Source organism: Vibrio sp. 2130-1 (assembly GCF_033339515.1).
On sequence record NZ_JAWOUT010000006.1, the window covers coordinates 56,070 to 73,709 of the forward strand.

The 17,640-nt window shown below is 45.3% G+C and carries 19 protein-coding genes; 14 read left to right on the plus strand and 5 right to left on the minus strand.

What is annotated here, in order from left to right:
• From R7Q09_RS10535 to R7Q09_RS10545, 3 genes are all read left to right on the plus strand, one after another.
• The gene (locus R7Q09_RS10535; protein WP_005379178.1) at positions 1–198 is read left to right on the plus strand and encodes a hypothetical protein; all 198 of its coding nucleotides are present in this window, start codon (positions 1–3) and stop codon (positions 196–198) included.
• A gap of 103 nt (positions 199–301) precedes the next feature.
• The gene (locus tag R7Q09_RS10540; protein ID WP_005379185.1) at positions 302–733 is read left to right on the plus strand and encodes a hemerythrin domain-containing protein; all 432 of its coding nucleotides are present in this window, start codon (positions 302–304) and stop codon (positions 731–733) included.
• Between the two features lie 144 nt (positions 734–877).
• Positions 878–2,542 carry a diacylglycerol kinase family protein gene (locus R7Q09_RS10545; RefSeq protein ID WP_318070438.1) on the plus strand — a complete coding sequence of 555 codons (1,665 nt, stop codon included), beginning with the start codon at positions 878–880 and terminating at the stop codon, positions 2,540–2,542.
• Positions 2,543–2,746: 204 nt separating this feature from the next.
• Here R7Q09_RS10545 and R7Q09_RS10550 read toward each other — a convergent pair whose 3' ends face one another.
• The gene (locus R7Q09_RS10550; protein WP_005379193.1) at positions 2,747–3,145 is read right to left on the minus strand and encodes a hypothetical protein; all 399 of its coding nucleotides are present in this window, start codon (positions 3,143–3,145) and stop codon (positions 2,747–2,749) included.
• Positions 3,146–3,293: 148 nt separating this feature from the next.
• Complete coding sequence (locus R7Q09_RS10555; protein ID WP_005379194.1) at positions 3,294–3,731, minus strand: DUF2383 domain-containing protein; 438 nt, start codon at positions 3,729–3,731, stop codon at positions 3,294–3,296.
• 361 nt (positions 3,732–4,092) lie between these two features.
• On the opposite strand from R7Q09_RS10555, the gene R7Q09_RS10560 reads away from it, so the two are divergent.
• The 4 genes from R7Q09_RS10560 to R7Q09_RS10575 are packed head-to-tail and all read left to right on the plus strand — an operon-like array spanning position 4,093 to position 6,334.
• On the plus strand, positions 4,093–4,341 hold the full coding sequence (locus R7Q09_RS10560; RefSeq protein ID WP_005379196.1) for a hypothetical protein: 249 nt from the start codon (positions 4,093–4,095) through the stop codon (positions 4,339–4,341).
• Positions 4,342–4,389: 48 nt separating this feature from the next.
• Positions 4,390–4,902, plus strand: coding sequence for a phage holin family protein (locus R7Q09_RS10565; protein WP_005379198.1), 513 nt, complete (start codon positions 4,390–4,392; stop codon positions 4,900–4,902).
• Positions 4,892–5,218 (plus strand): hypothetical protein, encoded by a 327-nt coding sequence (locus tag R7Q09_RS10570; protein WP_005379200.1) that lies wholly within the window; start codon positions 4,892–4,894, stop codon positions 5,216–5,218. Before R7Q09_RS10565 ends, R7Q09_RS10570 begins: the two co-directional genes overlap by 11 nt.
• 45 nt (positions 5,219–5,263) lie before the next feature.
• Positions 5,264–6,334: an AI-2E family transporter gene (locus R7Q09_RS10575; protein ID WP_318070439.1), complete on the plus strand. Its 1,071-nt coding sequence runs from the start codon at positions 5,264–5,266 to the stop codon at positions 6,332–6,334.
• Positions 6,335–6,352: 18 nt separating this feature from the next.
• On the opposite strand, the gene R7Q09_RS10580 is transcribed toward R7Q09_RS10575, so the two are convergent.
• Together R7Q09_RS10580 and R7Q09_RS10585 are read right to left on the minus strand one after the other, a co-directional pair.
• The gene (locus R7Q09_RS10580; RefSeq protein ID WP_017635024.1) at positions 6,353–8,800 is read right to left on the minus strand and encodes an EAL domain-containing protein; all 2,448 of its coding nucleotides are present in this window, start codon (positions 8,798–8,800) and stop codon (positions 6,353–6,355) included.
• Positions 8,801–8,994: 194 nt separating this feature from the next.
• On the minus strand, positions 8,995–9,900 hold the full coding sequence (locus R7Q09_RS10585) for a DMT family transporter (RefSeq protein WP_318070440.1): 906 nt from the start codon (positions 9,898–9,900) through the stop codon (positions 8,995–8,997).
• Positions 9,901–10,068: 168 nt separating this feature from the next.
• Between R7Q09_RS10585 and rmuC the strand changes: the two genes are divergently transcribed.
• The 7 genes from rmuC (at position 10,069) to tatC (ending at position 16,257) form a co-directional block, all read left to right on the plus strand.
• Positions 10,069–11,601 carry a DNA recombination protein RmuC gene (rmuC, locus tag R7Q09_RS10590; RefSeq protein WP_005379209.1) on the plus strand — a complete coding sequence of 511 codons (1,533 nt, stop codon included), beginning with the start codon at positions 10,069–10,071 and terminating at the stop codon, positions 11,599–11,601.
• A gap of 77 nt (positions 11,602–11,678) precedes the next feature.
• Entirely contained in the window at positions 11,679–12,458 is a 780-nt protein-coding gene (gene ubiE / locus R7Q09_RS10595) for a bifunctional demethylmenaquinone methyltransferase/2-methoxy-6-polyprenyl-1,4-benzoquinol methylase UbiE (protein ID WP_005379210.1), read from the plus strand.
• 11 nt (positions 12,459–12,469) lie between these two features.
• Positions 12,470–13,105, plus strand: a complete 636-nt coding sequence (locus R7Q09_RS10600) for an SCP2 domain-containing protein (protein ID WP_318070441.1) — start codon at positions 12,470–12,472, stop codon at positions 13,103–13,105.
• The gene (gene ubiB / locus R7Q09_RS10605) at positions 13,102–14,736 is read left to right on the plus strand and encodes a ubiquinone biosynthesis regulatory protein kinase UbiB (protein ID WP_005379226.1); all 1,635 of its coding nucleotides are present in this window, start codon (positions 13,102–13,104) and stop codon (positions 14,734–14,736) included. Before R7Q09_RS10600 ends, ubiB begins: the two co-directional genes overlap by 4 nt.
• Positions 14,737–14,788: 52 nt before the next feature.
• The gene (tatA, locus tag R7Q09_RS10610; protein ID WP_005382958.1) at positions 14,789–15,034 is read left to right on the plus strand and encodes a Sec-independent protein translocase subunit TatA; all 246 of its coding nucleotides are present in this window, start codon (positions 14,789–14,791) and stop codon (positions 15,032–15,034) included.
• A 3-nt stretch (positions 15,035–15,037) separates the two neighbouring features.
• Positions 15,038–15,436 carry a Sec-independent protein translocase protein TatB gene (gene tatB / locus R7Q09_RS10615; protein WP_318070442.1) on the plus strand — a complete coding sequence of 133 codons (399 nt, stop codon included), beginning with the start codon at positions 15,038–15,040 and terminating at the stop codon, positions 15,434–15,436.
• Between the two features lie 68 nt (positions 15,437–15,504).
• The gene (gene tatC, locus R7Q09_RS10620) at positions 15,505–16,257 is read left to right on the plus strand and encodes a twin-arginine translocase subunit TatC (protein ID WP_005379234.1); all 753 of its coding nucleotides are present in this window, start codon (positions 15,505–15,507) and stop codon (positions 16,255–16,257) included.
• A 459-nt stretch (positions 16,258–16,716) separates the two neighbouring features.
• On the opposite strand, the gene R7Q09_RS10625 is transcribed toward tatC, so the two are convergent.
• Positions 16,717–17,478, minus strand: a complete 762-nt coding sequence (locus tag R7Q09_RS10625) for a TatD family hydrolase (protein ID WP_115385649.1) — start codon at positions 17,476–17,478, stop codon at positions 16,717–16,719.
• Between the last annotated feature and the right edge of the window lie 162 nt (positions 17,479–17,640).

The window sequence follows — 17,640 nt, forward strand, 5'->3', positions numbered from 1 at the left end:
ATGCGACTTACGTCATTTATTTACCGTATCGCCGCAGTATTCGGTTTGGTGTTTGCGTTGGCAGCTTGTAGTGAAGAAGGGCCAATGGAACAGGCCGGCAAAAAGATAGATGAAGCCGCCGAAGAAACCCAAAATGCGATTGAAGATGAATGTGAAAACATTAAAGAAAATCTAAACGCTGAAGACCAAGATTGTTAGCCGAATCAGGTTAGGTTTTTACGCATAGCTATGTAAGAGAGGGGCGGTCAATCACCGCCCTTCCTTTTGTCCCAATTGTTTACAATCAGATAAGGAGTCAAAGATGAAAAACATATTTGATGTACTGAAAGAGAGTCATGAAAAGCAGCGCCTTTTACTCGATGCTCTGATGGAAACGTCTGGAGATTCCCCCGCTCGTGAAGAGTTTTACCACAACCTTAAAGAGGAACTCGAACAGCACGCAGCGGCAGAAGAGCGATTTTTCTACGCGCCTTTAATAGATAGCGATAAGACCATTGATCTCACTCGCCATGGCATCGCAGAGCATCATGAAATTGATAAAGTGATTGCACAGCTTGATGCAACCGATATGAGCTCGCCAGCGTGGCTCAACCTAATGAAAACCTTGCGTCACAAAGTGTTGCACCATCTTGAGGAAGAAGAGCAGCGTTTCTTCCAGTTAGCCGGTAAGGTAATGACCGATAAGCAGAAAATGAAACTAGCGGATGGTTATGTTGAAGAGATGGCAAGCTAGGTAGAGTGTTGGACCTTTTCGTGCCATTTCGGCACGGGAAGGCACTCAATCAAGGCGTTTACTCAAGTTCATGTATCCAAGCTCAATCCCCCGCGTATTCTAACTTCCACTAAAAAGTGCACTCGCTGAAGGCAAGGAGAGCGAATGTTTATCATCAAATATTATATTCTTGGCGCTCTGATCAGTTTATTGGCCGCTATCTATACGCCTCAAATTATCGTTAGTCTGCTGTTCTTGTGGATATCTCTTTCTTTAGCGTTGGTCAGCGTAGCCTACGTATTCGACATTCCCTCTATTTTTAGAAAAAACCAAGATGGCAAGATTGTCAGATGGATTCGCTGGGCATTCATCCCATTTTTATTGGGGGCTAAAGCATATAACGCCTGGGAAAGACGGCGTGATACAGTGCCTCCAATCCAAAAAGTCAGCGACAATTTATACCTATCTCGCCGTTTGTTTCAGAGTGACTTAGATTTTCTCGAATCCAATGAGATCTCTTGTATTGTCGATGTCACCGCAGAATTTGCAGGTCTTGAAAGTGCGATGACCGACAAGCAGTTTCATTACCTTTCGATTCCGGTACTCGACCACAAAGCCCCGACGCTAGAGCGTCTTCGCCATGCGATTAACTGGATTGATACTCAAATCTCGTGCTCGCGGGCCGTGGTTGTGCATTGTGCGTTAGGGCGTGGTCGTTCAGTGTTTGTTGTGGCGGCGTATTTACTGAGCAAAGACCCGTCACTGACGGTTGAATCCGTGATGAAAAAAATCAATGACGTACGTAGTACCGCGAGATTGAATAAATTACAGATTAGGACGTTACGAGCGATCAGTGAAAAAGGCGTACTGGGGCTGGATCAATCCACTTGGATGGTGGTTAACCCTGTTTCAGGTGGCGGCAAATGGGAGGAAAACGAACAGCACTTGATTCGTGAGCTAACCAAAAAATATCGCTTGAGTATTCATCAAACCACCACAAACCTCAGCGCCGAGCAGCTAACACAACAGGCAAAAGAAAGTGGAGCTAAGCAAATCATCGTAGCTGGTGGCGATGGCACAGTAACAGAGGTGGCTAGCCAATTGGTGGATACCGACCTAAAACTCGGTATTGTTCCGCTCGGAACTGCCAATGCGTTATGTCATGTGCTCTATGGCGTTGGCGCCAAATTCTCACCGGTCGAAAAAGCGTGTGAAGCGTTGCTTGGCGGACACTGCCAACGTATTGATACTGCGGACTGCAATCAGCGGCTTATTTTATTGGTCTTAGGTATTGGGCTAGAACAGAAGATGATCGAGCACGCTCAGCGAGAAGAGAAAAATGTTTTTGGACAACTCGCTTACCTCACCGGCTTTTTTAATGCTGTAGTGGCGGAAGAAACGCAAGCTTTAACCGTTTCGTTAGACGCTCCAACTGAAGATGGAAACCACGACAATAATACACAAACGCTTGAAGTCCATAGTTTTGTCGTTGCGAATATCGCTCCATTTAGTACGTTGCTTGCCCAAGGTGGTGATGCGCCGCAGCCTGATGATGGCAAGCTGCATATCACATATTTAGATAACACCGAGTCTTTAGGCGGACGTCTTATCGCCTTGTCGGATCTGACATTAACGAGCGTAGGCGCACAGGAAGAATCGACACATTTTCAATACGCGACGGCTCAGAGTGTCACTATTTCTGCGAATAAGCCGATTGAGTATGTGATTGATGGTGAACTGTATTCTGATGAGCAACTGGCAATCAAGCTGCGTCCAAAGTCATTGAACGTATTTGTTCCAGGCCAGAGACGTAAATCAGCTTCGCTTTAACACTGTAATCCGCGGATAACGCGCCATTTGCTTCGTATTCTACATGGCGCTTTTTCTGTGTTGTTTGATGATTTGGTGTGCGTCGTAAAAAGGCTATCAAGGTCGCTGCGTAGTAGATGCAGCGGCTTTTTTTCTATCTGCACCTTTTACTAGGTTGATTGGGGATGTGGTTTAAACAAAGTGAAGAAAGAAGGGCGAGTATAATTACTCACCCTGAGGTAAGTGCTTTTCAATTTCATCGTTTTCAACTTGTAAAGCAGCTAACCAATAAGAAACAAGTGCGGTTAAGTTGGTGTCGTCAATGGCTCTAAGCAGGGCTTTTAAATCATCTAACAGTAATTTATTCATAAAATGCATTTCTTTGTAATTACCTAGCTCGGCAACGCCGTATTCGGTGGCATTTTCTGCAATGAATTGTTCACCGTCTTGATCGAAGAACAGCTTCGCCATCTTTTTGATCATCACTTTTTCTATTTTCACGAATCGATATGCCGCTCTTGCGAGTGTCATATGTGATTGCGGGTTAACGAGAGGCAAACACGTTTGGCGATGGTGTGTCATTTTTACGAGTAGCTCCCTTACTCGATTGTTATCCAATGTCATAGTGACCTCTTTATTTATGACTATTGTCGTGGGACATTTCTCGTGATGGTTATGTTAATGCGCCTGTGGGCTTGTCAGAAATGGCCAAAGCAAGTTGGCCATTTCTTTGCTCAATACCGAGCTTTGTTGCAAAGGCGACCACCAGGTTTTAGCTAATAAGGCTGATGCTGCTGAGTTTTTCTTTGCAGCTTTTTATATCGCTACGAACTTTCAGCAGAACCGAGTTATCCGCCTGCTCTGGGTGGGAAGTAATCAAATTCTCAATCTCTTTGAGTACCTTGCTTTCGACACCTTCAAGCTGTTCTAAATACATTGACTCTTTGTCAGAGGACACTTCCTTCATCACGTCGCTGTAAACCTCACGCGCCTTGATGGTGTAGGAAACCGGAGTGTCGTCGGCAGATTCTTCATTGTTACTTGCTAGAGAGTAGGGAGTGAGCTCAATGACTGCACGCTCACGTACTCTGAGCAGTTCTACCAACACATTATTCAAAGAAGTGTTGTCGATGTTCTCGATGGCCTTGTTGTAAATTTCATTTCCGCTTTCGATAAGCTCAATGATTGAGGCGATGTTTTCATTTTTCATATGCCACTCCTTATTTACTGGTGATAGGGGTGTTTGAGCGTATGGAATACAAACACGATGTTTCGTCTTCAGTTGCAGGTTGTATGCCAATGAACTTTAAGTCTTATTAATCAGTGGCTTAATGTCTTGTTTTGCAATAACTTGCTAACAGTCGGTAAGGCGCTAAGAAAAAATTACAAGAATGGCGGGGAAAGCCTGGAAAGAATTACACGTACAGATACGGCTTTTTATCGAAACAAAAATAAAACCAATAAAAAACAATACCTTAAAATTCTGGCATGGATATGGCTTTGTAGGGAGTAAGTGAGGTCAAACATTGTTTCACTTGATTCACTACTCAACTCATTAATGGAGGCTAGTTATGGCTACTACAAAAGAAAGCACAGTAAAACCTCAAGAGCAGTTAGAAGAAGCATATCACTTAGCGGAGCAAGCCACGACGGAAGCTGTTGGCGCGATGAAAGACCAAGCCAAAGAGAAGCTGGATGTCGGTGCACAGCAAGTTCAGCAGGCGACCAAGTCGGCAGAAAATGTAATCAAGGAGCGCCCATTGCTGAGCATAGGCTGTGCCTTCCTTGCTGGTTGGGCGGTTTCGAAGCTGATCAAATAATAGTGGTCACCAAGGATTAAGCCACACAACAGAAAGGCGAGGCTTCACATGAATAACTCAGGGCAAGTTACCAATCAGCAATCAGGCTCGGCGGCTTCAGACAGCGGCCGAGCCCCTGATGGGGCAGAAGAACAGGATATCCAACAAACCATTAATGGTTTGAGCAGCATTCTTGCGCAATTGGACCAACTGACGAAATCGCTAAAAGCATGGTCAGGTTCAACGTTGGATTTGTTCCTCTTGGAGATGAAAGTTAACGTGTCCGCAGTGCGTCAGATTTTGCTGTGTACCGTTGTTTTTACCCTATTGTCGGTATTGTTCGTATTCAGTTTGTGCCTTGCCTCTGGGGTGGTGGCTTATCAGTTAACTGCCAACGTATATGTTGCCGTGGGTGTATTTATCACATCATTAGGCTTGGCATTATTTGCTTTAGCCTGGTGGCAGAAGCGTTTAGTTGGATTTCTTGGATTCAAAAATACGACAGAACAATTACAGGAGGGGTGGGATGCGCTCGCTACAAAAGCTCAATCGAGCCATGCGGATCAAGCGGATGGAAGGTAAAGCATCTCTAGAGCAATGTTGTTTGTCGATGGAAATGTTCACGTTTACCACCAAGAAGTTTGTGAGAGAAAACCCTTGGACGACATTAGGCATTAGTGCTGTCGTTGCCGTTACCGCTGCAAAAGCAGGTCGATTGTCTCGACTGACTTCTTCTATTTCGTCAATGGGGCTATTGGTTAGCAGCGTGTCTGATATTACCGATTCGCTCACAAAGCCGGTCGCGGCAGCTTCTCTGGATGAGTCAGATGCGGAGCAAAATGGAAATGCAGCAACACAAGTAAGCAACGCTGCGACGACAGAGGGCGAACCACTCTAATAGCGGATTTCACCGCAAAATTTTCTTACCGATTCTGAGCTTATTATGACAGCGAAATTGAACATTCCTGCCAACACTGCGATTGGTGCAACGCTTCTCGTCCTGTTACTCGTCCCAGGGCTGTATTTTGCCAAGCCAATATTGTTACCTATTGTGCTTAGCACCTTTATTTCTCTGCTGTGCAGCCCTTTCATTAATTATCTTGAAGACAAAGGCTTACCACGTGCTATTACCGTCGTGTTGACGCTGTCATTCCTCGTTGGCGCTTCAATTATTGGTCTTGCCGCCATGTCGGAGCCCACCAAGCAATGGTGGTCTGAGCTGCCCAGTATCGTGAAAAATGTGTCGCAAGAAGTAAGCGAAGTTACTAAAGCTTCGGCTGATCACCTTAATACTCCATTGAATATCGCCAACGATATGAGTATGGATGAGGTCGGGAACAACACCGTATTTTCTTTGGTAAAAACGCTCGCGACCACTACGCCGACGATTTTGACACAAGCGATGATCGTGCTGTTTATGGTTTACTTTATGCTCAATCATGGACGAAGCTTATTTCGAAAGTCAGTGTCTTACCTACATGGGTTCGCCAAACAGCGCCAAGCGATTGAGTTGGTCAAAGCGCTACAGAAAGACCTATCTCGATACATTGGCACCATCACTTTAGTGAATGCGGGGCTGGGGTTGAGTGTCGGGGCCGTGTTTTTTGTTCTAGGCCTTGAAGATCCATTTCTATGGGGCGCATTTGCAGGCGTGATGAATTTTGCGCCGTACCTCGGCCCTGTCATATCCATGGTGAGCTTTGGCTTTGTTGCTTATCTTCAGTTGGAGTCGGTCAGTTTTATGCTGACGGTGGTGTCTATCTATTTACTGCTCAATTTGATTGAAAGTCAGTTTGTTACACCAACACTATTGGGGAAAAGGTTTAACTTAAACCCGTTAGTGATTTTTGTTTGGCTTGTTTTTTGGGGCTGGCTTTGGGGCGGAATGGGACTATTGATCGGTGTGCCGTTACTGGTTTGTATCAATATTTTGGTTGATCGCCTAGAGTTGTGCCAATCAACCCAAAATCAAGCAAAACAAATCACCTCCGCGGACGTGGCACCGCGAGAGTGACTTGAGGAGCAAGCTGGTTCAACGAAACAGTTTTTCAGCGCTCACTGGCTGACTAAATAAATATCCCTGACCATAAATACAGCCTTTTTCGAATAAATAATCGGCTTGTTCCCGAGTTTCTATCCCTTCCGCGACGACTTTCAACGACAGCGTTTTTCCCATGGCAATAATGGCATTCACAATCGCGTTGCTGTCGCTATTACTTGGGACATCACTGACAAATGAGCGGTCAATTTTCAGTTTGTTGATTGGCAAACCTTTCAAGTAAGACAAAGACGAATAGCCAGTTCCAAAGTCATCCAGAGAAATCTCAATACCCAGTTCTCGTAATTGATTTAACGATGCAATGGCTTGCTGAGGGTCGATCAGTAAAAAGCTCTCTGTGATCTCCAAATCTAACCGTTGGGCAGGGTATCCGGTGTTATCGAGGATAGTACTTAATCGCTGAATGAAATTTGACTGCTGAAGCTGCAACGCAGAAACATTGACGGCGATTTTGCCAAACTCGATGCCCTGGTCTAGCCAAGCATTACCTTGCAAACAAGCTTGTTGTAACACCCACTCACCAATGCTTTGAATCAGCCCTGTTTTTTCTGCAATTGGAATAAAGTCTGCTGGTGGTACAAGGCCAAACTCTGGATGCTGCCAGCGTAATAAAGCTTCCACGCCGACAATCGTATTTTGTTCCAAGTTGTATTGCGGTTGGAATTCTAACCGGAGTTGTTGTTTTTCTATTGCTTGATGCAAAGCGGATTGAATGCGTACATGGGATACGGATTTATCGGTCAAATCCGGTGAGTAAAACGCGTAGCCGTTGCGTCCATTTTTCTTCGCTAAGTACATCGCAGTGTCTGCGTTTTTCAGTAAGGTTTCACTGTCTTGACCGTCTCTTGGGTACAAGGCAATACCAATACTGGTCGAGACACGAAGTGAGTCGTGGTTTGCCAAGTCGAATGGTTGCTGGAATACGCTTAGAATATCGCCGACGGTTTCCAGTAAGGCAACATCACTATGGATGTCTGGCAAAATAATCACAAATTCATCGCCGCCAATGCGAGCCACATGCGCATTGAGGTGAAGCACATCTTGCAGACGAATCGCTAACTTAGACAGCAATTGGTCACCACAGAAGTGGCCCATACTATCGTTGATGTGTTTGAAATGGTCGATATCTAAGAATAGGGTGGCAAACGTCTGCTGGCTTTTGTGTCCGGTTTCGATGTGTTGCTCGAGTAAGCTAAGTAAATGAGTGCGATTAGGTAGATTGGTTAATGGATCGTAAAAAGCCATGCGCTGCAGCTTTTCTTCGTGTGCCTTACGCACAGAGATATCTTCAAATACACAAATGTAGTTAATAAGGTGGTTTTTATCGTCCATTACGGCGCTAATGGTCGCTAATTGCGGATAAATGCTGCCATCTTTCTTTCTGTTGATGAATTCGCCTTTCCATTGGCCTTTGTTTTCGAGTTGATGCCACAACTGTTGATAGAAACCTTGATCATGATGGCCTGAGCGCAGAATTCGTGGGTTTTTTCCTATCACCTCTTCAGAGCGGTAACCTGTAATTTGGGTAAAAGCCGTGTTTACATCAATGATGTTGGCATTGCGGTCTGTAATGACCATGCCTTCTTGCGAATTGTTGAAAATTTGGGACGCTAAGGAGAGCTGCGTTTCTACCATTTTTCGGCGGGTGATGTTACGTGTCATCCCCAGAATGCCGATTAAGTTTCCCGCATGATCACGGACAGGAGACTTAATGGTTTCTAGCCAAGTGGGGTTATTGTTTTCATCAATTTGACGGCATTCTTCAACAATATTTTGCGTGCCAGTGGCTACCACCAATTTATCGGCATCAATGAATTTTTCCGCACGTTCATGGCTAAACAGGGCAAAATCGTCTTTTCCAATGATTTCACTGTTGGTTTTTTGCCACGCGTTTTCTACGCTTCGGTTGGTCATCGAATAAAGGCCATCCATGCCTTTTATCCATACGTGGTCTTCAAGGCAGTCGATAAACTCTTGTAGTGTTGGTGTTGGCTTTATTTCCGCGCTTTGATGTCGCGTTTGTTCTTGCTGACAGTGCAAGTTGATATCAAAGCTGATCCGCCCCGCGATTGCGCTTAGCCATGCCGAAACAACCGTCGATTGATCATTAGGGTGAGTCAGTGTCAGTACGGCAAGCAATTCGCCATTAGGTAGCCAAATCGGTCCAATGCTCAAGGTTTGCTCTTCAAAGGGGGTATGGCTAACTGTAAAATCTGTCGGCGTAAAGTGATCGACAACTTGCGTTATCACATCGACGATAGCACGATGATTTTGGGTTGAGGTGGACACCTCAGTCGATAGCCACTGCTGAGTATCGCTCAGAGTATAAAGCTGTCCCTGAGCTTGAGTTACATTACAGCATTGTCGCAGAACGTGTTGCCAGTCTGCCATCAAAGGCGAAGGAATAGCGAAGCGAAACATAATTAATAACGAGTCCTAAATCGCCCAAAGGTAATTATATTAGAATCTAGCGTAAGCTATTGGGCTTTGTGAGTATCGTATCCAACGCGTAGCTAAATCCTAGCAGCGTAAAGTGCTTTCTATCATTAAAATGTTATCTATATCTCTTTTTTATCCAACTTATTGCATCGTTTTTTAGGGCTTTTGATAGGTGATTAAGAAGCGTTTACCGCTTTGGTTTTCTTGCCCCATGAGAATTGCTGAATGACTAAGCCACTGATGATCAATACCAGGCCAATCAAGGTTGAAGGATGAATTTCTTCGCCGATGATGGTAGCTAACAACATGAGTGAGATAAATGGAGAAGCAAAGATCAGATTACTGATACGCGCGGTGTTTTGCGTTGATTTGAGTGCGCTTAGCCACAAAACGAAAGTGATCCCCATTTCAAACAATCCGACATACGTCACCGCTGCCCAGCCTTTAATTGAGATTGCCTGCCAGCTCGCACCTTCATAAAGACTTAAACCAATGGCGAATGGAATAGCGACCAAAAAGCCGAGCAGAACGCCAACCACAGGGTCGGCCTTATTTTTGGTATTTAAAATCCAGTAACCGGCCCACAGCAGTGTTGATAGCAGCGCAAGACCAACACCCAACGGGCTCTCAAATTCCATGCCTAAAAGATTGCCTTGTGTGGCAATCACTATCACGCCGACATAACTAAAACCGCAAGCCAGCCAGTCCTTACCACGGATCTTTTGTCCTAAGAAAACAGCGGCCATTAGCGTTAAGGTGATGGCCCAGCTGTAGTTGATCGCTTGAGCCTGAGATGCGGGCAGCAAGTCATATGCTTTGAACAGAATAACGTAATACGCCAAAGGGTTAATCAACCCAAGCAGTAGGTAATACCAAGGGTTTGAGAAAAATGTAGCGCTTAACTGGCCCAGTTTACCTTGCACACCACAGATTACTGTTAGTGCAATCGCAGAGACGATGCTGGCAATGCATAGCATTTGAATCGGCGTAAATTCTGCCAGCGTGAGTTTAAATGCGGTTGCAACGGTAGACCAAAGTAATACTGCTGAGAGCCCAAATCCTAGGGCGCGACGCTCGTTCATGATGCCTCTGCGTGATGATGTGCCGCTCGGTTTGGATAATTTGAGCGGAAGAAAGAATATTATAGGAAGGCCTAGTGTATGCGAGGATTTTTCATCCAACAAACTGGACATTTATCCAGTGTCTAAATACCATTGTTATAGATACAAAACACAGGCTAACTCGCTATTATGCAATGGATTCTTGAGTACCAATCTCTCATTCTCTCTTCTCTTTGTGCTGCCACGCTTAGTGGTGTCGCTGCCGGTTGGTGGGTGAAACAGCGTTTTATCACCCAAACTCAGCTTCTCGAGCAACAACTTGTTTCAGAAAAACAGCTTCATCAACAGCAACTTGAACAGGTCAAGCAAAGCCTTGCCGATGCCCAGCAAGAGTTGGATGAATTAGATGATGAGCGCGATAAAGCCGCGTTTGAAGTGCGTCAAACGCACGGAAAGCTGATGGCAGCTATGGAAAAACTGCGTTACTTCGAGGCCGTAAAGCAAGAGCGCCAGCAATACTTTGATGAGCTTGGTCAAATGCGTGAACACAAATCACGTCTAGAAACGCAACTGCGTGAACAGCAAGCTCGCCATGAGCAAATTAACCAAGCCAATGCCGAAAAACTGCAAATTTTAGAACAAGCGGAAGCACGCTTGAAACAACAATTTGAGCACTTGGCAAATCAACTGTTTGAAGAAAAAACCGCGAAGGTCGATTTGCAAAACCGTCAGAGTTTAGAAGGCTTGTTGTCACCGCTTAGAGAACAGTTAGAAGGGTTCAAAAAGCACGTTAATGACAGCTTTAGCCAAGAAGCTAAAGAGCGCCATACCTTAGTGCATGAGCTGAAAAACCTGCAACGTTTGAACGAGCAAATGACGCGCGAAGCAGTTAATTTGACCCAAGCGTTGAAAGGGGACAACAAACAGCAAGGTAACTGGGGCGAAGTGGTGCTCGCTAGGGTACTTGCCGAATCTGGCTTGCGTGAAGGGCACGAATATCAGACTCAGGTGAACTTACAAAATGAAGCAGGCAAGCGTTACCAACCTGATGTCATTGTTCATCTCCCACAAAACAAACAAGTGGTTGTGGATTCTAAAATGGCGCTGGTTGCCTATGAGCGCTACTTCAACGCCGAAACTGATGCTGAGCGCGATCAGGCTTTGAATGCGCACTTAGCTGCTCTACGTGCACATATCAAAGGGTTAAGCATGAAGGACTACCACAAACTCAAAGGTATTCAGAGTTTGGACTATGTTCTGATGTTTATCCCGGTTGAGCCGGCGTTCCAAGTCGCGATTCAAGCCGATCCGAGCTTGATTAAAGACGCGATGGAGCAAAACATCATTTTGGTGAGCCCAACAACGTTGCTGGTGGCATTGCGCACCATTGATAATCTATGGCGCAATGAACGCCAAAATGAAAACGCCAAAATGATTGCGCAGCGTGCGACAAAACTCTACGACAAATTACGATTGTTTGTAGACGACATGGAGGGGCTCGGCGGTGCGCTGGATAAGGCGAATCAAAGCTATCAAGGTGCGATGAACAAGCTTGCCACAGGGCGCGGAAATGTGATTCGCCAAGCCGAAAGCTTTAAACACTTGGGAGTTGAAATTAAACGACCGATTTCTTCCGACCTCGCGCAGTTAGCGCAGAGTGATGCATTTTCAGAAAATGACCCGTTAGTAGAAAGACATCCGGCTGAGGATAAAGTAAACTAATCGCCCGCAGTGCAGTGGGCGATTTTATTTGTCAACAAACGCCCCGTAGAGGAAAGCGCTGCCTAAGAGGAATTAGAATGACGGACACAAGTTTGCAATCCAATACAGCGTTAGAGAATGAAACCACTCACTTTGGTTTCTCTACAGTGGCAAAAGACGAAAAAGTGACTAAGGTTGCCGAAGTATTCCACTCCGTGGCAACAAAATACGACATCATGAATGACCTGATGTCAGGTGGTATTCACCGCCTTTGGAAGCGCTTCACTATCGATTGTAGTGGCGCTCGCCCTGGCCAACGTATTCTTGACCTAGGTGGTGGTACGGGGGATTTGACGGCGAAATTCTCGCGCATTGTTGGCGATGAAGGCCATGTCATCCTTGCCGATATCAATAACTCAATGCTTAACGTTGGTCGCGATAAACTGCGTGATAACGGTATTGTGGGTAACGTGCATTACGTTCAAGCCAACGCAGAAGAACTGCCGTTCCCAGATGATTATTTTGATGTTATCACCATCAGTTTTTGTTTGCGTAATGTGACTGACAAAGACAAAGCGCTTCGTTCAATGTTCCGCGTACTGAAGCCAGGCGGCCGCCTATTGGTGTTGGAATTTTCAAAACCAGTGCTAGAGCCGTTATCGAAAGTATACGACGCATATTCATTCCACTTGTTGCCGAGAATCGGTGAGCTAGTTGCGAATGACTCAGAGAGTTACCGCTACCTAGCGGAGTCAATCCGTATGCATCCAGACCAAGAAACGCTGGAAGGCATGATGCAAGACGCAGGTTTTGAAAACACCAAATACTACAACTTAACTGGTGGTATTGTGGCTTTGCATCGCGGTTATAAATTCTAAGGGTTAACGGCATGCCATTTGAACCACTTATCACCGCTGTGATTGAAACGTCACTGAATACACTGATCAAAGACGACCCTGCATTGGGCCGTCGTTTAGCGCGTCTAAAAGGTCAAGTTATTCAAGTTCACCTGAAAGAGATCAATAAAACACTGACATTCGTTTTTAGTCAGCATATTGATGTGCTTGGTCATTACGAAGGGCAGCCTAACTGCTATCTATCGCTCAACTTGAGTGTGTTACCAGAGCTGCGCGATCAGGCCAACATCACTCGTCTTATTAAACAAGATAAACTTGAACTCGAAGGCGATATTCAATTGGCGCAGAAATTCTCTCAGTTGATGGTGGATTGCAAACCAGATGTTGAAGAGTGGTTGTCTCGCGTGACTGGCGATGTCGCCGCACATACCTTTGTGCAAGGTTCAAAAAACATCGGCAACTTTCTTGCGTCTCAAGCAGAAAAACACCAGCGTCATCTTGCGCAAGTAGTGACTGAAGAATGGAAACTGGCTCCCGCTCCGTTAGAAGTGGCCTATTTCTGCGACCAAGTTGATGAGGTTCGTAGCCAGGCTTCTCGCATTGAAGCTCGTTTAACGGCTTTGCTGAATAAGCTGGATGCAGATAAGCCTGCATTGGAGAAACCATGACGCCAGCAGAACTAAAGCGCTTATACCACATCGCCAAAGTACAACTGGAATACGGCTTAGATGAGCTGCTTCCCGATCACCAACTGACCAAAGCTCCGCTTTTACTGCGCAAAAGCTTGTTTTGGATTAAGAACAAGCACCCAGAAAAACCACTCGGTGAACGTCTGCGTTTAGCACTGCAAGAGCTGGGGCCGGTTTGGATTAAGTTCGGTCAGATGATGTCGACGCGCCGTGACTTATTTCCTCCGCATATCGCTGATCCTCTAGCTTTACTTCAAGACCAAGTCGCGCCTTTTGATGGCGAGTTGGCAAAAAAGCAGATGGAGCAAGCATTAGGTGGTCCGTTAGAAAAATGGTTTACCGAGTTTGATATCAAACCACTGGCGTCTGCGTCGATTGCTCAGGTACATACTGCGCGCATAAAAGACACTAACCAAGAAGTGGTATTAAAGGTTATCCGCCCAGATATTCGCCCAGTCATTGATTCAGATCTAAAACTGATGCACCGAATGGCGCGTATAGTCGCCGGAGCGATGCCTGAAGCACGTCGTTTAAAACCAGTTGAAGTCGTGCGTGAGTACGAGAAAACCCTGCTTGATGAACTCGACTTGCGACGTGAGGCGGCGAATGCCATTCAGTTGCGCCGCAACTTTGAGGGCAGCGAAGAATTGTATGTTCCTGAAGTTTTTCCCGACTTCAGTAATGAAACTGTCATGGTTTCTGAGCGAATATATGGAATTCAAGTCTCTGATATTGAAGGCTTGAAAGCAAATGGCACCAATATGAAATTGCTCGCGGAACGCGGTGTGAGTGTGTTCTTCACTCAGGTGTTCCGAGACAGCTTTTTCCATGCCGATATGCATCCGGGTAATGTGTTCGTCAAACCCGAACATCCAGAGAACCCAATGTGGATAGGGCTAGATTGCGGAATCGTTGGTACACTTAATAGCGAAGACAAGCGTTATCTGGCGGAAAACTTCCTGGCGTTTTTCAATCGTGACTACCGCCGAGTGGCGGAGTTACATGTTGATTCAGGGTGGGTGCCTGCGGATACCAATGTCGATGAGTTTGAGTTCGCGATTCGCATTGTGTGTGAGCCTATTTTTGCTAAGCCATTGTGCGAAATCTCCTTTGGTCATGTGTTGTTGAATTTGTTCAACACGGCACGTCGATTCAATATGGAGGTTCAGCCACAACTTGTACTGTTGCAAAAAACGCTGTTGTACGTGGAAGGGCTTGGTAGGCAGCTATATCCTCAACTTGATTTGTGGGAGACCGCAAAACCATTCCTGGAAGAATGGATGATGAATCAAGTTGGGCCGCAAGCTCTAGTGAATGCGATTAAAGACCGCGCACCATTTTGGGCAGAGAAATTACCTGAACTGCCAGAGCTACTTTACGATAGCCTGAAACAAGGTAAAGCGATGAATCAACGTATGGATCAGCTTTATCAAGGGTATCGCCAGAGCAAGCGCCAGCAGGCGACAGGAAAGTTTTTGTTTGGCGTTGGCGCGACTTTAGTCGTATGCTCGGCAATATTGGTGAACGATGCTTTTGAGCAGCTTTCGTTGGCCTGCGGTATCGCAGGTGTCACATTTTGGCTGCTTAGTTGGCGAGCTTATCGTCAATAGACGTTAAACTCTTGAAATATTTTTGTTTGTTTAAAGACCCGAGGTAAAGAGAATGGGTGGTATCAGTGTTTGGCAACTTCTAATCATTGCTGTAATTGTTGTATTGCTATTCGGAACAAAGAAACTACGCGGTATCGGTGGCGATCTGGGTGGTGCCGTTAAGGGCTTCAAAAAAGCGATGAGCGAAGATGAACCTGCGAAAAATGACAAAGACGCAGACTTCGAACCAAAAAGTCTAGAAGAGCAGCAGAAAAAAGAAGCTGCTCCTGAAACGAAAAAAGACAAAGAGCAGGCGTAAAACGTGTTTGATATCGGTTTTTGGGAACTGGTATTAATATCTGTTGTTGGTCTGGTCGTTCTTGGGCCGGAGCGTTTGCCTCATGCTATTCGCAGCGTGTCTCGCTTTATCGGTGCCGCTAAGAGTATGGCAAATAGCGTCAAAGACGAATTGTCACACGAGCTGAAAGTCCAAGAGCTGCAAGAAAACTTGCGCAAAGCAGAACAAATGGGGATGGATGATTTGTCCCCTGAGTTGAAATCTTCAGTTGAAGAGTTGAAGAAGGCAGCGCAATCTGTAAATCGTCCTTACGCAAAGAACACCGATTCAGAGGCTGAGCCTGTAAAAACAGGGCCAGCAGCAGAAAAGGTAGAGAAAGCGGAAGAGAGCAAGGTTACAGCGGCAGATAAGAAAGCCGAATAGTCTCATTAGGAGGAGCTACTAGTGATTGGTAGCTCCTTTTTGATCTGGTTTTTAATAAGAGGTTTGCCATGTCTACCGTCGAGCAGACACAACCTTTAATTAGTCATTTGTTGGAGCTTCGCAACCGACTACTGCGCTCAATCCTCGCAGTGTTGGTCGTGTTTGTCGGACTAATTTATTTCTCTAACCACATTTACGAGTTTGTTTCCGCACCTTTAGTAGAACGTCTACCTGAAGGCGCGACCATGATTGCTACGGATGTAGCGTCACCTTTTTTTACGCCACTTAAGCTGACGTTAATTGCTTCGGTATTTATTGCGGTGCCGTTTATCTTGTATCAAGTGTGGGCATTTGTAGCGCCAGGTTTGTACAAGCATGAACGTCGATTGATCATGCCACTGCTGTTCTCTAGTTCGCTATTGTTCTACTGTGGAGTGGCATTTGCCTACTTCGTGGTATTTCCATTGGTATTTGGCTTCTTTACCGCCATCTCTCTTGGTGGAGTAGAGTTTGCAACTGATATCTCGAGTTATCTCGACTTTGTGCTGGCGCTATTTATGGCGTTTGGTATCGCATTCGAGGTGCCTGTTGCGATTATTTTGTTGTGTTGGACTGGGGCCACTACACCAGAAGATTTAAGACAGAAACGTCCTTATATTATAGTGGCTGCGTTTGTCGTAGGTATGGTGTTAACGCCACCAGACATGATCTCGCAAACCTTACTCGCTATTCCGATGTGTTTACTGTTTGAAGTCGGTTTGTTCTTCGCGCGTTTTTATACTCGTCGAAGCGAAGAAGTAGAAGCGGAAACCGAAGAATAAGGCTAATCTAGATGTGAAAAGCGGCTCAATTGAGCCGCTTTTTTTGCGGTTGGTTTTTTCTTGGGCTAATTACTTAACTTTCATGACGTAACCACATTTTGTGCATACGTATACTTCCTTGATGCCCAGCAGCTTTTGAAAAAAACTGCGCGGTACGCGTTGTAAGTAAGCACCATGTGTACACACTTCAACTTCCATATTCATGCTGTTTTACATTTGTGCTAATTAATGGGCGTAAATCAGTATAGAAAAATAATGTGTCGAGTTGTCGACAGTTTTGCAAAGCGGACGAAGTAAAGTGACGATATGAGAAGTAAGTAGAGTTGCTAGTTAATTATTATGTTTATCAATAATTTTGTATGGATTGTTCTACTATTTCAACGGGTTGAATCGTTCATTCAATAGTTTAGGTGATAAAAAAGCGACGTTGATTTCGTCGCTTTTTTCAATTCTCGTGAATTAAATATTAAACAGCTTTTTGGCATTCTCAGTCGTTATGGCATCGATGGTTGCGATGTCGACATCACGCAAGTCGGCAACACGTTGTGCAACGAGAGAAGTGTAGGCTGGTTCATTACGTTTACCACGGTGTGGCACCGGCGCTAAATATGGACAGTCGGTTTCTAAAATGACCCACTGCATATCCAAATGTGGAATGACTTTATCCATCCCGCCATTCTTAAAGGTTGATACGCCACCCAAGCCTAAGTGGAAGCCTAGCTCATTGATTGCTTGTGCTTCTTCTAAGCTGCCTCCAAAACAGTGGAATACACCACGCAGACGACCATCTTGCTCTTGTCGTAGCAAAGTGAGTGTTTCTTCAATCGAATCACGAGTGTGGATAACGACTGGTAAATCCATCTCTTTTGCCCAGTTAAGTTGAGCTACGAACGCCATTTCTTGCTCAGCACGATAGGTTTTATCCCAATATAGGTCGATACCAATTTCGCCCACCGCAATAAACTTGTGTTTCTCAAACCAACCGCGGATGATCTCCAACGTTTGTTCAACATTGCTGTCCACATAACAAGGGTGCAGCCCCATCATTGAGTGGCATACGTCAGGATATGCCGCTTCGGTTTTTAGCATGGGCTCAATTGAGTCCAGATCGATGTTTGGCAACAGGATTTTATTAATGCCTTGCGTTAAGGCGCGTTGTACTACTTCATCGCGGTCGTTATCAAATTCGCTAGCATAGATGTGCGCGTGGGTATCGATCATCGTTACTCTCTGTGCTTCATGGTTGGTTTCGTATTCGAAGTATACTTGAGTGTGAGTGCTGGGTCATTTTCAGTTTTTTTCATTACCTTTTTCCAGATTGTCACTCGCAACATGCATCAAGAGTGATATGATTTTGTTCACCAGATGATTTGATCATCATAA

What these genes read in the sequence shown, in the direction of transcription:
- R7Q09_RS10540 (WP_005379185.1), top strand. Translation starts at nt 302, where the DNA reads ATGAAAAACATATTTGATGTACTGAAAGAGAGTCATGAAAAGCAGCGC.
- R7Q09_RS10585 (WP_318070440.1), bottom strand. Translation starts at nt 9,900, where the DNA reads ATGAACGAGCGTCGCGCCCTAGGATTTGGGCTCTCAGCAGTATTACTT.
- rmuC (WP_005379209.1), top strand. Translation starts at nt 10,069, where the DNA reads ATGCAATGGATTCTTGAGTACCAATCTCTCATTCTCTCTTCTCTTTGT.
- R7Q09_RS10570 (WP_005379200.1), top strand. Translation starts at nt 4,892, where the DNA reads ATGGAAGGTAAAGCATCTCTAGAGCAATGTTGTTTGTCGATGGAAATG.
- R7Q09_RS10575 (WP_318070439.1), top strand. Translation starts at nt 5,264, where the DNA reads ATGACAGCGAAATTGAACATTCCTGCCAACACTGCGATTGGTGCAACG.
- R7Q09_RS10625 (WP_115385649.1), bottom strand. Translation starts at nt 17,478, where the DNA reads ATGATCGATACCCACGCGCACATCTATGCTAGCGAATTTGATAACGAC.
- R7Q09_RS10535 (WP_005379178.1), top strand. Translation starts at nt 1, where the DNA reads ATGCGACTTACGTCATTTATTTACCGTATCGCCGCAGTATTCGGTTTG.
- ubiB (WP_005379226.1), top strand. Translation starts at nt 13,102, where the DNA reads ATGACGCCAGCAGAACTAAAGCGCTTATACCACATCGCCAAAGTACAA.
- ubiE (WP_005379210.1), top strand. Translation starts at nt 11,679, where the DNA reads ATGACGGACACAAGTTTGCAATCCAATACAGCGTTAGAGAATGAAACC.
- R7Q09_RS10580 (WP_017635024.1), bottom strand. Translation starts at nt 8,800, where the DNA reads ATGTTTCGCTTCGCTATTCCTTCGCCTTTGATGGCAGACTGGCAACAC.
- R7Q09_RS10565 (WP_005379198.1), top strand. Translation starts at nt 4,390, where the DNA reads ATGAATAACTCAGGGCAAGTTACCAATCAGCAATCAGGCTCGGCGGCT.
- tatA (WP_005382958.1), top strand. Translation starts at nt 14,789, where the DNA reads ATGGGTGGTATCAGTGTTTGGCAACTTCTAATCATTGCTGTAATTGTT.
- tatC (WP_005379234.1), top strand. Translation starts at nt 15,505, where the DNA reads ATGTCTACCGTCGAGCAGACACAACCTTTAATTAGTCATTTGTTGGAG.
- R7Q09_RS10545 (WP_318070438.1), top strand. Translation starts at nt 878, where the DNA reads ATGTTTATCATCAAATATTATATTCTTGGCGCTCTGATCAGTTTATTG.
- R7Q09_RS10555 (WP_005379194.1), bottom strand. Translation starts at nt 3,731, where the DNA reads ATGAAAAATGAAAACATCGCCTCAATCATTGAGCTTATCGAAAGCGGA.
- R7Q09_RS10560 (WP_005379196.1), top strand. Translation starts at nt 4,093, where the DNA reads ATGGCTACTACAAAAGAAAGCACAGTAAAACCTCAAGAGCAGTTAGAA.
- R7Q09_RS10600 (WP_318070441.1), top strand. Translation starts at nt 12,470, where the DNA reads ATGCCATTTGAACCACTTATCACCGCTGTGATTGAAACGTCACTGAAT.
- R7Q09_RS10550 (WP_005379193.1), bottom strand. Translation starts at nt 3,145, where the DNA reads ATGACATTGGATAACAATCGAGTAAGGGAGCTACTCGTAAAAATGACA.